This is a genomic window from Blastococcus sp. SYSU D00922 (assembly GCF_054050495.1).
This window is the reverse complement of the sequence record NZ_JBJGZL010000016.1, coordinates 69,474-82,954: the sequence shown is the minus strand read 5'-3', so window position 1 is coordinate 82,954 and position 13,481 is coordinate 69,474. Positions and strand designations below refer to the sequence as shown.

Below are 13,481 nucleotides of genomic sequence, written 5' to 3'. Positions count from 1 at the left end.
CGTGCTCGCCCCCCGCCAGGCCCGCGCCCCGGCCGAACCCCACCACGACCCCCCCCCCGCCCCCCCCCACCCCCCCCCCCCCCCCCCCCCCCCCCCCCCCCCCCCCCCCCCCCCCCCCCCCCCCCCCCCCCCCCCCCCCCCCCCCCCCCCCCCGGTTCCGCGGCTGAGCGCGGCCGATGAGTCGGCCGCGCGGACGGAGTCGGAACGAGCATGACGACCGGAGTGATCGACCCCAGGTACGGCGACGCGTCGATGACCCCGCCTGCGTGGGCCGACATCGAGCGCGTGCTCGTGGATGCGCAGCTCTACTGGATCATCACCGTCCGCGCGGACGGCCGGCCGCACGCGGTCCCCCTCGTGGGCGTGTGGCAGGACGGCGCCTTCGCCTTCTGCACCGGGTCCGACGAGCAGAAGCAACGCAACCTCGACGGGAACCCGCAGGTCGCCGTCACCACCGGGAGCACCGGTGCGAACGGCTGGAACAGCGGGGACGACGTGGTCGTCGAGGGCCGGGCGGTACGGGTGACGGAGGCCGGCGAGCTGCGTGCGCTGGCGTCGGCCTGGTACGCCAAGTACGGGGACGACTGGCACTTCGAGGTGCGCGGTGAGGAGTTCGTCGAGGTCGGCGACTCCGGCGCCCAGACCCCCGGCGGCGCCTGGGTCTACCGCGTCGCGCCCGCGAAGGTCATGGCCTTCGGCCCCCCGCACGGCCAGACGACGTACCGCTTCTGAGCAGCCCGCCCCACCGCGGGCGCCCGGTCAGGCCAGCTCGACGAGGTCGGCGAGGTCCTCGCTCCACGCGTCCTCGGTGCCGTCGGGCAGCAGGATGACCTTGTCCGGGTCGAGCGCGCGGACGGCGCCCTCGTCATGGGTGACCAGCACGATCGCCCCGGTGTAGGTGCGCAGCGCCTCGAGCACCTGCTCGCGACTGGCCGGGTCGAGGTTGTTGGTCGGCTCGTCGAGCAGCAGCACGTTCGCACCCGAGACGACGAGGGTCGCCATCGCCAGCCGCGTCCGCTCACCGCCGGAGAGCGTGCCGGTCCGCTGGTCGACCGTCTCCCCGGAGAAGAGGAAGGCGCCGAGGATCTTCCGCAGCTCCGTGGCGGTGCTGTCCGGCGCGGCGGATGCCATGTTCTCCAGCAGCGTCCGGTCCATGTCCAGGGTCTCGTGCTCCTGGGCGTAGTAGCCGACCCGCAGCCCGTGCCCGGCCTTCACCTCGCCGGTGTCCGGGGTCTCGGTGCCGGCCAGCATGCGCAGCAGCGTCGTCTTCCCGGCACCGTTCAGCCCGAGGACGACGACGCGCGCGCCCCGGTCCACCGCGAGGTCGACGTCGGTGAAGATCTCCAGCGAGCCGTAGCTCTTCGACAGGCCCTCGGCGGTGAGCGGTGTCTTCCCGCACGCGGCGGGGGTCGGGAAGCGGAGCTTGGCGACCTTGTCGTGGACGCGCACCTCGGCCAGGCCCGCGGCCAGCCGCTCGGCGCGCTTGTCCATGCTCTTCGCGGCCTTGGCCTTGGTCGCCTTGGCCCGCATCTTGTCCGCCTGGGCGTTGAGCGTGTCGATCTTCCGCTCGGTGTTCGCCCGCTCCTGCTTGCGGCGCCGCTCGTCGGTCTCGCGCTGCTGCAGGTAGCGCTTCCAGCCGAGGTTGTAGATGTCGACGGTGGCGCGGTTGGCGTCCAGGTGCCACACCTTGTTGACCACGGCCTCGAGCAGCTCGACGTCGTGGCTGATGACGATGAGCCCGCTCTTGTGGCTGGACAGGAAGCCCTTGAGCCAGGTGATCGAGTCGCCGTCCAGGTGGTTCGTGGGCTCGTCGAGCAGCAGCGTCTCGGCGTCGGAGAACAGGATGCGCGCGAGCTCCACGCGGCGGCGCTGACCACCGGAGAGCGTGCGCAGCGGCTGGGCCAGCACGCGGTCGGGCAGGCCGAGGTTGGTGCAGATGCGGGCGGCGTCGCTCTCGGCGGCGTACCCGCCCATGGCGGCGAACTGGTCCTCGAGCCGGCCGTAGCGGCGGACTGCCTTGTCGCGCTCGTCGTCGTCCGCGGGCTCCGCCATGGCGATCTGGGCCTTGGTCAGCTGGGCCCGGAGGACGTCGAGGCCGCGACCGGACAGCACCCGGTCGCTGGCGGTGATGTCGAGGTCGCCGCTGCGGGGGTCCTGCGGCAGGTAGCCGATCTCGCCGGAGACGTCGACCTTGCCGGCGTGCGGGATGCGCTCCCCGGCCAGCGTCGTGAGAGTCGTCGTCTTGCCGGCCCCGTTGCGGCCGACCAGGCCGATCCGGTCACCGGGCTGCACGCGGAGGTCTGCGCCGCTGATGAGGATGCGGGCGCCGGCGCGCAGCTCCAGGCCGGTCGTCGTGATCACTGAACCCAGGGTAGGCGCTCACGTGGTGATGTTCCGAACGCTTTCGGGGTGACATCGGCGGCATCACCCGAGCGGGCGTGTTGCCGCGGGCATCGGCACCACGCGGTCTCGCGGCGCGCCAGGATGCCCCCATGAACCCCCAGGGGGTCCCGTGGGTGCCGACCTGCCCCGTCTGCGGACGGCCGGTCGGCGACATCGGCGCGGGCCCGTGCCCGTCCTGCGGGTTGCCGGCCGCCGCGCAGTCCGCCCTGGTCCTGGCCCGGATCGGGACCACGATGGCCGAGCTCTCCCGCGAGCGGGACCAGCTGCTGGCCACGCTGCGCGCCAGCGCGCCGGGTGCCGCCCCTCCGGTCCCGGCCGCTCCCCCGGCCTGGGTGCCGCCGGCGCCGGCTCCGCCGTCGTGGCATCCGTCGGCCCCCGCGCCGCCGGCCCCCGCACCGCCGGCGGCACCTCGGCGCCGGCTCAGCCCGCAGGAGGTGCTCCTCGGGCTGGGTGCGCTGCTGGTCGTCGCGGCCGCGATCACCTTCGTGGCCGTCGCCTGGACGCGGTTCGGCCTCGCCTTCCAGGCGGGCGTGATGGTCACGGTCACGGCGGTCGCCTGCGCCGCCTCCGCCATGACCGCCCGCCGCGGGCTCCGCGCCACCGAGGAGGCGCTGGCCGCCGCCGGCGCGGCGCTGCTCGCCATCGACCTCGGCGCGGCGCGGGCGCTCGGCCTCTTCCGGCTGGAGGAGATGTCGCTGCGCCTGTGGTGGGCGGTGTCCTGCGCCGTCGTCGTCGTCGTGGCGCTCGCGCTCGGACGGCTGACCCGCACGACCGCCACCTGGCCGCTGGCCGCGCTGCTCGCGGCCCAGCCCCTGCCCTTCCTGTTCCTGACCGGTGAGCTGCTGACCGGGCCCGCCGGTGTCGCCGTCGCGCTCGGGACGGCGGCTGCCGACCTCGTGGCCGCCGCCCGCCTGCGGCGTTCCCTGGCGCCCGTCGCCACGGTTCTCGCGACGTTCCTCGCGGTCGTCGGCACGCTCGGCGGCCTGGCCACGGCGTGGAGCGGGGATGCCGGCGACTCCTGGACGGCGTCCGGCGTGCTCGTGCTCGCCGGAGCCGCGGCGCTGGTGATCGACCACCGGCGCCCCGTCGCGCGGTTCGCCGAGCTCCTGCCCGGCACCGTCGGCGCCGTGCTGGGCCTCTCGCTGGCCGGCTCGCTCGCGACGGCCGGCGAGCAGGGCTGGTGGGTCGCGGCCGGCCTCGGCCTCGTGGCGCTCACCGTCGCCGTCCTCACCGCGCCCCGGACCGCTCCCACGGCCGCCCTGGTCGCCGGCGGCGGGCTGCTGGCCGGCGCGCACGCGCTGCTGCTCGCCGAGGACAGGCGCTACGGCGCGCTGGCTCTCGTGGCGCTGGCCGCGACGGTGCCGGCGGTGCTCGCCGCGGTGCGCCTCCCGCTGCTGCGTCCCCCGGCCACGGCCTTGGCGCTCCTCGCCCCGGGGTGCGCGCTGCTGCTCGCCCGCGCCGACGGCGTCCTCACCGCGACCGTCGCCGGGCTGCTCCTGGCGCTGCTGGCCGCGGCGGCCTTCGCCGTCGCGACCGTCCGCACCGGCCACCCCGAGGAGTGGACGGCGGCCGGCGCCGGCGCGCTGGCCGGCCTGGCCGCGGGCGCGACCAGCGGCGCGGTCGGGGCCTGGGGCCAGGTCGCCGTCCAGCTCGGCATCGCCGGCGTCGCGGCCGGCGCCTACGCGATCGTCGCCTCCCGCCGCTGGGTGGGCGTGGTCGCCGTGGCGGACCTCGTCGTCGCCTCGTGGATCGCCGTCGGCGGGGCCGGCATCGAGGCGGTGGAGGCGTACACGCTGCCCGCCGCGGTCGGGCTGCTGGTCGTCGCCCTGCCGCAGCTGCGGGCGGGGGCGCCGTCCTGGGCGGCGGAGGGTGCGGCGGCCGGGGTGGCCCTGGTCCCCTCCGCCCTGGTGGTCGTCGCCGACCCGACGGCGCTCCGCCTGGTCCTGGTCATCGCGGCGGCGGCGCTGCTCACCGTCGTGGGCACCGTCCTCCACCGGCAGGCGCCGTTCGTGATCGGGGCGGGCGTGCTGCTGCTGGTCGCCGTCGGCCGGCTCGGGCCGTACGCGCCGCTGTTGCCGCGCTGGGTCACGCTCGGGACAGCCGGGCTGCTGCTGCTCGTCGTCGGCGCCACGTACGAGCGCCGCCGCCAGCAGGCCCGGGAGGCCGTCGCCTGGGTGGCGCAGATGCGCTGACCGGGTGCCACGCTCCCTCGTCCGCCCTACCGTGACGAGGTGACCAGCGTGGACCGGACGGTCGGGACGGCGCCGCTGCCGCCCCTGCCCTACCGCGCCCGGCCGGCGCAGGTCCTCCTCGGCGTGGGTGCCGTGCTGCTGGTCAGCGCGGGCGCGGCGGTCGCCTCCGCCTACGGCGGTGGTCCCGTCCGCGTGCTGCTGCTGGTCCTGGCGGCCGGGACCGCCTGGTTCTCCGTGCGCGCCGCCCGGACGGGCCTGCGCAGCTCCGAGGAGACCCTGGCCGCGTCCACCGCGGGCCTCGCCCTCGCCGGCTCCGATCTCGGGGCACCGGTGCTCGGGGGCGCGCCCGGCTGGGCCGCCCTCCTGGCGGCCGGCTTCCTCGGCCTGCACCGGGTGGCGCCCACGACCGCGAGCTGGCCGCTGGCGTCGTGGGCCGCGGCGCAGCTGGCCGTCCTCCGCGCCTTCGACGTGGTCCCCGATGCCCTGGAGACCACGGTCCTCCTCGGTGTCGCGCTCGTCGGCCTGGGGATCGCGCTCTTCGGGCGGCGGGCCGTCGCGCAGGTCGCGCTGGTGACCACGGCCCCGTGGTGGCTGGCCGGGGTCGTCGGCGGGTCGTCCAGTGCCTGGAACGGGGCCGGCGGGGAGCGCTGGCTGTCCGCGGCGCTGATGGTCGCCGCTGCCGCGGGGCTCCTGGTCACCCGGCTCCGCGCGGAGCTCGAACCGCTCACCGGTCCACCGGTCGCGATCCCGGTGGTGGCGGGGGTCGTGGCCGGGGCCGCCGTGACCGGGGCGTTCTCGTCGCTGGGCACGCTCGCGATGACGCTCACCGGCTACGCCGGTGTCCTGCTGGCGAACACGGCGGCAGCGGTCCTCACCGGCTGGCGGCGCGGCCTCCTGCTGCCCGTCGCGTTGTCGGCCGGCACCGTGATGGCCCTGTTCTCGGTCGTGCAGCTGGTCGGCCTCGAGCGGTGGTCGGAGCTCAGCCTGCTGCTCCTGCTCACCGCGCTGCCCACGGTGCTGGTCGCCGCCCGGCGTCCCGACGACCGTCCCGTGGCCCTGCCGACCGCGATCGGCTGCCTGGCCGGCGCCGCCCTGCTGGCCCTGCCGGACCGGCTGCTCGGCCCGGTCGCCGTGGGCGTGCTGCTGACCGTCCTCTACTGCGTGGCGATGACGGTGGGCGCCGGCCTCGACGCGTCCTCCCGCAGCGCGACGGCGCGCGCGGCCGCGCTCTGCTCGCTGGCCGCGGCGACGCTGCTCCGCGTCGAGCACCACCGGACCACGCTCGCCGTCCTGCTCGCCGTGCAGGGCGTCTTCACGCTCACCTGGGCGTGGCGGACCCACGTCCCCGGCGACCCGCTGCACCCGACGTCGGCGACCGCCTGGCGCGGCGGTGCCGTTCAGCTCGTGGCGGCCGGCTGGTTCTTCGCGGCGGCGGCGGACCTGGCGGCGGTCGAGTGGTACTCGCTGCCCGCGGCGATCGGGCTGCTGGTCGCCGCCGGGCCCCGGCTCGTCGACGGGCCGTCCTGGCCCGCGTGGGGCCCCGGCCTGCTCACCGCCGCGGTGCCCTCGGCCGTCCTGGCGGTGACGACGTCGGACGGCGACCGGGCCGTGTGGGTGCTGCTCGCCGCCGCGGCGGTGCTGGTGGCCGGCGCGCGCACCGGTCTGCGAGCGCCGCTGATGGTCGGTGCCGGGACGGTGCTGTTCCTCGGGCTCGGCTTCACCGTGCGGGCGCTGCCCTGGCCGCTCGCCACGGCCCTCGTGGTGGGTTGCGCCCTGCTGGCGCTCGGGATGCGTCGGGAGCGGCGTCCGGTCGCGGGGTTCGGCGCCCGCCTCGCCGACCTCCGCTGATCCGGCCCAGAACGCGCTTCTGGGGTGTTCCTCGCGCTCCTGGAGTCCTGCAGGACCCCGGGAGCGGGAAGAACACCCCAGAAGCGGAGGTGCGGAAGCCTCAGACGCGGAAGCCGAGGGCGCGGAGCTGCTCGCGGCCGTCGTCGGTGATCTTGTCGGGGCCCCACGGCGGCATCCAGACCCAGTTGATCCGGATGTCGTCGACCAGGCCGGGGCCGGGGCCGCCGGTCAGCGCCTGGCGGGCCTGGTCCTCGATGACGTCGGTCAGCGGGCAGGCCGCGGAGGTCAGCGTCATGTCGATGATCGCGACCTGCGACGCCCCCTCCTCGGCGACGTCCAGGCCGTAGACCAGGCCGAGGTCGACGACGTTGACGCCGAGCTCGGGGTCGACGACGTCGCGCATGGCCTCCTCGACGTCCTCGATGAGCGCCGACTTGTAGGCCGGCAGCTCGGCGGGGGTCTCGTCGGTGGTGGTCGGGTTCTCGGTCGTCTCGCTCACGTGGTGCCTCCCCAGGCTCGGGCGGACGCGTCCTTCAACGCCATCCAGCTCATCAGGGCGCACTTGATGCGCGCGGGGTACTTGGACACGCCGGCGAACGCGACGGCGTCCTCCAGCTCGTCCTCGAGCTTCTCGGCGACCGACGGGTCGCCCTTGGCCTGCATCAGGGTCATGAAGTGCTCGCCGGTCTCCAGGGCCTGCGGCACCGTCTTGCCGATCACCAGGTCGTACATCGCCGAGATCGACGCCTGGCTGATCGAGCAGCCCATGCCCTCGTAGGACACGTCGGCGATGGTGTCGCCCTCGACGTGCAGCCGCAGGGTCACCTCGTCACCGCAGGTCGGGTTGACGTGGTGCACCTCGGCCTCGAACGGCTCGCGCAGGCCGCGCCCGTGCGGGTTCTTGTAGTGGTCCAGGATGATCTCCTGGTACATCGACTCCAGCTGCATCAGTCGCGCCTCACACAGTTCCGAAGAACTTCTGGGCCGCGCGAATTCCGTCGGCGAGCGCGTCGATGTCGTCGTAGCCGGTGTGCACGTAGAACGTGGCGCGGGTGGTCGCGGGGACGCCGTAGCGCCGCACGACCGGCCAGGCGCAGTGGTGCCCCACGCGGACGGCGATGCCGTGGTCGTCGAGCACCTGGCCCACGTCGTGCGGGTGGATCCCCTCGACCGTGAAGGAGATCGCGCCGCCGCGGGCCACCGTGTCGGCCGGGCCGATCACCGTGACGCCGGGGATCTCGGCGAGCTTCTCCAGCGCGTAGGCGGTGATCGCCTCCTCGTGGGCCTGCACCTTGTCCATGCCCAGGCCCTGCAGGTACTCGACGGCGGCGGCCAGGCCGATGACCTGGGCGGTCATCGGCACGCCGGCCTCGAAGCGCTGCGGCGGCGGCATGAAGGTGCTGCCCTCCATGCGCACGACCTCGATCATCGAGCCGCCGGTGAGGAACGGCGGCAGCTTGTCGAGGACGTCGTAGCGACCCCAGAGCACGCCGACGCCGGTGGGCCCGAGCATCTTGTGGCCGGAGAACACCAGGAAGTCCGCGCCCAGCTCGGTGACGTCGACCGGCTGGTGCGGCACCGACTGGGCGCCGTCGACCAGCACCAGCGCGCCCACCGCGTGCGCCCGCTCGACGATCGGCGCGATCGGGTTGATCGTGCCGAGGATGTTCGACTGCTGGGTGACCGCGACCAGCTTGGTCCGCTCGTTGACCACCGTGTCCAGGTCCGAGAGGTCCAGCCGGCCGTCGTCGGTGAGGCCGAGCCAGCGCAGGGTCGCGCCGGTGCGCTCGCACAGCTGCTGCCACGGCACGAGGTCGGCGTGGTGCTCCATCTCGGTGACCACGATCTCGTCGCCCTGGCCGACCGCGTAGGCCCGGAACTCCGGCTCCTTGGCGGTCGCGGCGTTGCTCATCGCGTAGGCCACGAGGTTGATCGCCTCGGTGGTGTTGCGGGTGAAGACGATCTCCCGCTCGGGTGCGCCGATGAAGCGGCCGATGGTGGCGCGGGCCTCCTCGTAGGCGCCCGTCGCCTCCTCGGCGAGCAGGTGCGCGCCGCGGTGCGGGGCCGCGTTCACGTTCTCGTAGAACCAGCGCTCGGCGTCGAGCACCTGGCGCGGCTTCTGCGAGGTGGCGCCGGAGTCGAGGTAGACCAGCCGCTTCCCGTCCCGCACGGTGCGGGACAGGATCGGGAAGTCCGCCCGGATCGCCTCGACGTCCAGCGGCAGGGGCTCCTGCGCCCCGGCAGCGGGACGCGCGGCGAGCTGGGTCATGCGGATGCGACCTCCGTCGAGCCCTTCACGTAGGCGGCGTAGCCCTCGTTCTCGAGCTTGTCGGCCAGCTCCTGACCGCCCTCGTCGACGACCTTGCCGTTGACGAAGACGTGCACGAAGTCCGGCTTGATGTAGCGCAGGATGCGCGTGTAGTGCGTGATCAGCAGGACGCCGACGTCGCTGTCCTCGCGGCTCTTGTTGACGCCCTCGGACACGATGCGCAGGGCGTCGACGTCGAGGCCGGAGTCGGTCTCGTCGAGGATCGCGATGCGCGGCTTGAGCAGGCGCATCTGCAGGATCTCGTGGCGCTTCTTCTCACCGCCGGAGAAGCCCTCGTTGACGTTGCGCTCGGCGAACGCCGGGTCCATCTCCAGGCCGGCCATCTCGGTCTTGACGTCCTTGACCCAGGTGCGCAGCTTCGGCGCCTCGCCCTGGATCGCGGTGGCCGCGGTGCGCAGGAAGTTGGAGACGCTCACGCCGGGGACCTCGACCGGGTACTGCATGGCGAGGAACAGGCCGGCGCGGGCGCGCTCGTCGACGGTCATCGCGAGGACGTCCTCGCCGTCGAGGGTCACCGTGCCGCCGGTGATCGTGTACTTCGGGTGGCCGGCGATCGAGTAGGCCAGGGTCGACTTGCCCGAGCCGTTCGGGCCCATGATCGCGTGCGTCTCGCCGGACCGGACGGTCAGGTCGACGCCGCGCAGGATCTCCTTGGCGTCGTCACCCTCCCCGACGGTGACGTGCAGGTCGCGGATCTCGAGAACGGACACTTCGCTCCTCAGTTGCTGGCCGCGGCGGGGAGCGCGCCGTTCGACTCGGTGTCGACGTACACGTCCTCCCCCTCCACGCGGACCGGGTAGACATCGACCGGCTCGGTGGCCGGCAGGTTGGTGGGCTCGCCGGTGCGCAGGTCGAAGCACGACCCGTGCAGCCAGCACTCGATGGTGGGGGCGCCCTTGAACTCCTCGACGTCCCCTTCGGACAGCGGCACCTCGGCGTGCGAGCAGAGGTCCTGGATCGCGTAGACCTCGCCCTCGAACCGGACGATGGCGATGTCGACGTCGTCCAGCTCGACCCTCAGGGAGCCTGGCTCCTTGATGTCGGAGAGGGCGCAGACCCGCTCGAAGCTCATGCCGGCACGACCTCCTGCTCCTCGAGACCCGGCAACGCGCCGAGGCGGGTCTCGATGGAGCGCATGAGCCGGTCCTGCAGGGCGTCGACGCCGATGTGCTGGACGACGTCGGCGAAGAAGCCGCGGACCACGAGGCGACGCGCCGTCTCGGCGTCGATGCCGCGGGAGCAGAGGTAGAACAGCTGCTCGTCGTCGAACCGGCCGGTGGCGCTGGCGTGGCCGGCGCCGACGATCTCGCCGGTCTCGATCTCCAGGTTCGGCACCGAGTCGGCGCGGGCGCCGTCGGTGAGCACCAGGTTGCGGTTGAGCTCGTAGGTCTCGGTCCCGGTGGCGGCGGGCCGGATGCGGACGTCGCCGATCCAGACGGTGCGCGCCTCCTCGCCCTGCAGCGCGCCCTTGTAGAGGACGTTGCTGCGGCAGTTCGGGACGGCGTGGTCGACCCAGAGGCGGTGCTCCTGGTGCTGGGTCTCGTCGGCGAAGTAGACGCCGAACAGCTCCGCGGTGCCGCCGGGTCCGGCGTACTGCACGTTGCTGACCAGGCGCACGAGGTCGCCGCCGAGGGTGACCACGACCTGCTTGAAGGTCGCGTCGCGGCCGACGACGGCGTCGTACTGGCCGCCGTGCACGGCACCGGGCGCCCAGTCCTGCACGGACACCAGGTTCACCTGGGCGCCGTCACCGACGAGCACCGAGACGCCGCCGGAGTACCGGGCCAGGCCGGAGTGGTCGAGGACGATCGTGGCCTCGGCGAAGGCGCCGACCTCGATCACGAGCTGGCCCCACACGACGTCGTCCGAGCCGGTGCCGGCCAGGCCGAGGGTGACCGGCCGGTCCAGCTGCGCCTCCTTGGCCACGCGGACGACGGCGGCGCCGCCGCTGCGCTGGCGGGTGAGCGCGGCGAGCCGGTCGGCCGGCTCGGGCAGGCTCTTCAGCAGCGGGTCGCCGGCCTCGACGCTGGTCAGCTCGACGCCCTCGGGCAGGTCGGTCGTCCAGGTCAGGTGGGCGTCGGACGGGGCGCCGTCCAGGAGCGGGCGGATCCGCTTCATGGGCGTGAAGCGCCACGTCTCCTCGCGACCGGTGGGGACGCCGAAGGCGTCCGGGTCGGTCGAGGTGAACCGCTCCGCCGGCGAGCCGGTCGGGGCCGGACCGCCGTGCGAGTGCGCGCCCGGGGCGACACCGGTCGAGTCGGCCGGCGTGGTCGGCGGACCCGCCTGCGCGCCGACGCCGGGAGCGAAGAGCTCCCCGGCGAGGGTCGCGGTGTCGGTGGTGAGTTCGGTCGTGTTGTCGGACGGCATCAGCCGACGGCACCTTCCATCTGCAGCTCGATGAGCCGGTTGAGCTCGAGGGCGTACTCCATGGGCAGCTCGCGGGCGATCGGCTCCACGAACCCGCGGACGACCATGGCCATCGCCTCGTCCTCGGACAGGCCACGGCTCATCAGGTAGAAGAGCTGGTCGTCGCTGACCCGCGACACGGTCGCCTCGTGACCCATGGCCACGTCGTCCTCGCGGACGTCGACGTAGGGGTAGGTGTCCGAGCGGCTGATCGTGTCGACGAGCAGGGCGTCGCACTTGACCGTCGACTTGGAGCCGTAGGCGCCCTCGTCGATCTGGACCAGGCCGCGGTAGGACGTGCGGCCACCGCCGCGGGCCACCGACTTCGATACGATCGTCGAGGAGGTGTGCGGGGCGGCGTGGACCATCTTGGCGCCGGCGTCCTGGTGCTGGCCCTCGCCCGCGAAGGCGATCGAGAGGACCTCGCCCTTGGCGTGCTCGCCGGTCATCCACACGGCCGGGTACTTCATCGTCACCTTGGAGCCGAGGTTGCCGTCGACCCACTCCATGGTCGCGCCCTCGTGGGCCACGGCCCGCTTGGTGACCAGGTTGTAGACGTTGTTCGACCAGTTCTGGATGGTCGTGTACCGGCAGCGCGCGTTCTTCTTGACGATGATCTCGACGACCGCGGAGTGCAGCGAGTCGCTCTTGTAGATCGGCGCGGTGCAGCCCTCGACGTAGTGCACGTAGGCGCCCTCGTCGACGATGATCAGCGTCCGCTCGAACTGGCCCATGTTCTCGGTGTTGATCCGGAAGTAGGCCTGCAGCGGGATGTCGACGTGCACGCCCTTCGGCACGTAGATGAACGAGCCACCCGACCAGACGGCGGTGTTCAGCGCGGCGAACTTGTTGTCGCCGGACGGGATCACCGAGCCGAAGTACTCCTGGAAGATCTCCGGGTGCTCCTTCAGGGCCGTGTCGGTGTCCAGGAAGATGACGCCCTGGTCCTCCAGCTCCTTCTGGATCTGGTGGTAGACGACCTCGGACTCGTACTGCGCGGCGACGCCGGCGACCAGGCGCTGCTTCTCCGCCTCGGGGATGCCGAGCCGGTCGTAGGTGTTCTTGATGTCCTCGGGCAGCTCCTCCCACGAGGCGGCCTGGGCCTCGGTCGAGCGCACGAAGTACTTGATGTTCTGGAAGTCGATGCCGGAGAGGTCCGAACCCCAGTCGGGCATGGGCTTGCGGTCGAACAGCTTGAGGGCCTTGAGGCGCCGCTCGAGCATCCACTCGGGCTCGTTCTTGCGGCGGGAGATGTCGCGGACGACGTCCTCGTTCAACCCTCGCTTGGCCGACGCACCGGCGACGTCGGCGTCCGCCCAGCCGTACTCGTAGCGGCCGAGCTGGTCGATCTGCTCGTCCTGGGTCAGCGGCTGCTGGGTGCTGGTCATGCGGGCGTCCTCTCCCGGTCGTTCGTGGGGGTGGTGCTGGTGCTCGTGCGCGCGCGATCGGGCGCTGCGGGCTCACGTGGTACAGGGCGTTCGGGGGCCGATCTGTTCCCCGGGCGCGGTGATCTCGACTGCAGTGGCCCGGGGATGTGCGTGGTGCAGATCCCGTCGCCGTGGGCGATCGTCGCCAGCCGCTGCACGTGGGTGCCGACGAGCCGGCCGATCACCGCTGTCTCGGCCTCGCACAGCTGGGGGAACTCCGCGGCCACGTGCGCCACCGGGCAGTGGTGCTGGCAGAGCTGCCCCCCGCCGGAGATCGCCGAGGCCGTGGCAGCGTAGCCCTCGGCGGTCAGGGCGGCGGCGAGGGCCTGCGCACGGTCGACGGGCTCTCCGCCGCGGCCGTCGACGGCCTGCTGGACGGCGCTCGAGGCGCGGGCCTCGAGGCCGGCGAGCTGCTGCTCGGCGACGGCGCGGACAGCGTCGGGCCCCCCGGAAGCGGCGACGTAGCGCAGTGCCGTCAGGGCGAGGTCGTCGTAGGCGTGCGGGAAGGTCGCGCGGCCGGCGTCGGTGAGGTGGAAGCGGCGCGCCGGACGGCCGCGGCCGCGGTGCGCTGCCCGACTTTCCGCACCCAGCCCACCCTTGCGCTCCTCGAGCCGGCCGGCGGCGACGAGCGAGTCCAGGTGCCGGCGGACGGCGGCCGGCGAGATGCCCAGCCGGCCCGCCAGCTCCGTGGCGGTCTGCGGGCCGTGCTCCATGAGCAGGGCGCTGACGCGGTCGCGGGTACGCCCGTCGTCGGCCGCAGCCGACGAGCGCGGGTGTGCCGCAACGCTTTCCACAACACGAGTGTGTCCTATTTCGGCGACCTCGCAAGGAAGGTGCACCTAAGAAGAGGCCTCCGGGGGACGACTCGTGAGCAGC

General features: G+C 73.7%; 12 protein-coding genes. 3 read left to right on the top strand and 9 right to left on the bottom strand.

Annotation, left to right across the window (positions count from 1 at the left end; genetic code table 11):
• Positions 1-210: 210 nt before the first annotated feature.
• Entirely contained in the window at positions 211-732 is a 522-nt protein-coding gene (locus tag ACI78T_RS18660) for a pyridoxamine 5'-phosphate oxidase family protein (RefSeq protein ID WP_456559623.1), read from the top strand.
• A 27-nt stretch (positions 733-759) separates the two neighbouring features.
• Here the strand turns inward: ACI78T_RS18660 and ACI78T_RS18655 are convergent, their stop codons facing one another.
• Positions 760-2,361 carry an ABC-F family ATP-binding cassette domain-containing protein gene (locus ACI78T_RS18655; RefSeq protein WP_456559622.1) on the bottom strand — a complete coding sequence of 534 codons (1,602 nt, stop codon included), beginning with the start codon at positions 2,359-2,361 and terminating at the stop codon, positions 760-762.
• Between the two features lie 131 nt (positions 2,362-2,492).
• Here ACI78T_RS18655 and ACI78T_RS18650 point away from each other — a divergent pair, with 131 nt between their 5' ends.
• Positions 2,493-4,595, top strand: coding sequence for an SCO7613 C-terminal domain-containing membrane protein (locus ACI78T_RS18650; protein ID WP_456559621.1), 2,103 nt, complete (start codon positions 2,493-2,495; stop codon positions 4,593-4,595).
• Positions 4,596-4,634: 39 nt separating this feature from the next.
• Positions 4,635-6,443: an SCO7613 C-terminal domain-containing membrane protein gene (locus ACI78T_RS18645; RefSeq protein WP_456559620.1), complete on the top strand. Its 1,809-nt coding sequence runs from the start codon at positions 4,635-4,637 to the stop codon at positions 6,441-6,443.
• Between the two features lie 100 nt (positions 6,444-6,543).
• On the opposite strand, the gene ACI78T_RS18640 is transcribed toward ACI78T_RS18645, so the two are convergent.
• Genes ACI78T_RS18640 through ACI78T_RS18605 form a run of 8 tightly spaced genes read right to left on the bottom strand, consistent with a single transcriptional unit; the run spans position 6,544 to position 13,399 of the window.
• On the bottom strand, positions 6,544-6,942 hold the full coding sequence (locus ACI78T_RS18640) for a metal-sulfur cluster assembly factor (RefSeq protein ID WP_456559619.1): 399 nt from the start codon (positions 6,940-6,942) through the stop codon (positions 6,544-6,546).
• Complete coding sequence (gene sufU, locus ACI78T_RS18635; RefSeq protein WP_456559618.1) at positions 6,939-7,391, bottom strand: Fe-S cluster assembly sulfur transfer protein SufU; 453 nt, start codon at positions 7,389-7,391, stop codon at positions 6,939-6,941. The genes ACI78T_RS18640 and sufU overlap by 4 nt, the downstream gene beginning before the upstream one ends.
• Positions 7,392-7,401: 10 nt before the next feature.
• Positions 7,402-8,712, bottom strand: coding sequence for a cysteine desulfurase (locus tag ACI78T_RS18630; RefSeq protein WP_456559617.1), 1,311 nt, complete (start codon positions 8,710-8,712; stop codon positions 7,402-7,404).
• Entirely contained in the window at positions 8,709-9,482 is a 774-nt protein-coding gene (gene sufC / locus ACI78T_RS18625) for a Fe-S cluster assembly ATPase SufC (RefSeq protein WP_456559616.1), read from the bottom strand. The genes ACI78T_RS18630 and sufC overlap by 4 nt, the downstream gene beginning before the upstream one ends.
• Positions 9,483-9,490: 8 nt before the next feature.
• A complete protein-coding gene (locus ACI78T_RS18620) occupies positions 9,491-9,844 on the bottom strand; it encodes a non-heme iron oxygenase ferredoxin subunit (RefSeq protein ID WP_456559615.1) in 354 nt (117 codons plus the stop codon).
• Positions 9,841-11,139, bottom strand: a complete 1,299-nt coding sequence (gene sufD / locus ACI78T_RS18615; RefSeq protein ID WP_456559614.1) for a Fe-S cluster assembly protein SufD — start codon at positions 11,137-11,139, stop codon at positions 9,841-9,843. Before sufD ends, ACI78T_RS18620 begins: the two co-directional genes overlap by 4 nt.
• Entirely contained in the window at positions 11,139-12,566 is a 1,428-nt protein-coding gene (gene sufB, locus ACI78T_RS18610; protein WP_456559613.1) for a Fe-S cluster assembly protein SufB, read from the bottom strand. Before sufB ends, sufD begins: the two co-directional genes overlap by 1 nt.
• The gene (locus tag ACI78T_RS18605; protein WP_456559612.1) at positions 12,563-13,399 is read right to left on the bottom strand and encodes a helix-turn-helix transcriptional regulator; all 837 of its coding nucleotides are present in this window, start codon (positions 13,397-13,399) and stop codon (positions 12,563-12,565) included. The genes sufB and ACI78T_RS18605 overlap by 4 nt, the downstream gene beginning before the upstream one ends.
• Positions 13,400-13,481 lie beyond the last annotated feature (82 nt).

Coding starts and splice junctions, on each gene's coding strand:
- sufB (WP_456559613.1), bottom strand. CDS start 12,566: ATGACCAGCACCCAGCAGCCGCTGACCCAGGACGAGCAGATCGACCAG.
- ACI78T_RS18620 (WP_456559615.1), bottom strand. CDS start 9,844: ATGAGCTTCGAGCGGGTCTGCGCCCTCTCCGACATCAAGGAGCCAGGC.
- ACI78T_RS18630 (WP_456559617.1), bottom strand. CDS start 8,712: ATGACCCAGCTCGCCGCGCGTCCCGCTGCCGGGGCGCAGGAGCCCCTG.
- ACI78T_RS18660 (WP_456559623.1), top strand. CDS start 211: ATGACGACCGGAGTGATCGACCCCAGGTACGGCGACGCGTCGATGACC.
- sufD (WP_456559614.1), bottom strand. CDS start 11,139: ATGCCGTCCGACAACACGACCGAACTCACCACCGACACCGCGACCCTC.
- sufU (WP_456559618.1), bottom strand. CDS start 7,391: ATGCAGCTGGAGTCGATGTACCAGGAGATCATCCTGGACCACTACAAG.
- ACI78T_RS18650 (WP_456559621.1), top strand. CDS start 2,493: ATGAACCCCCAGGGGGTCCCGTGGGTGCCGACCTGCCCCGTCTGCGGA.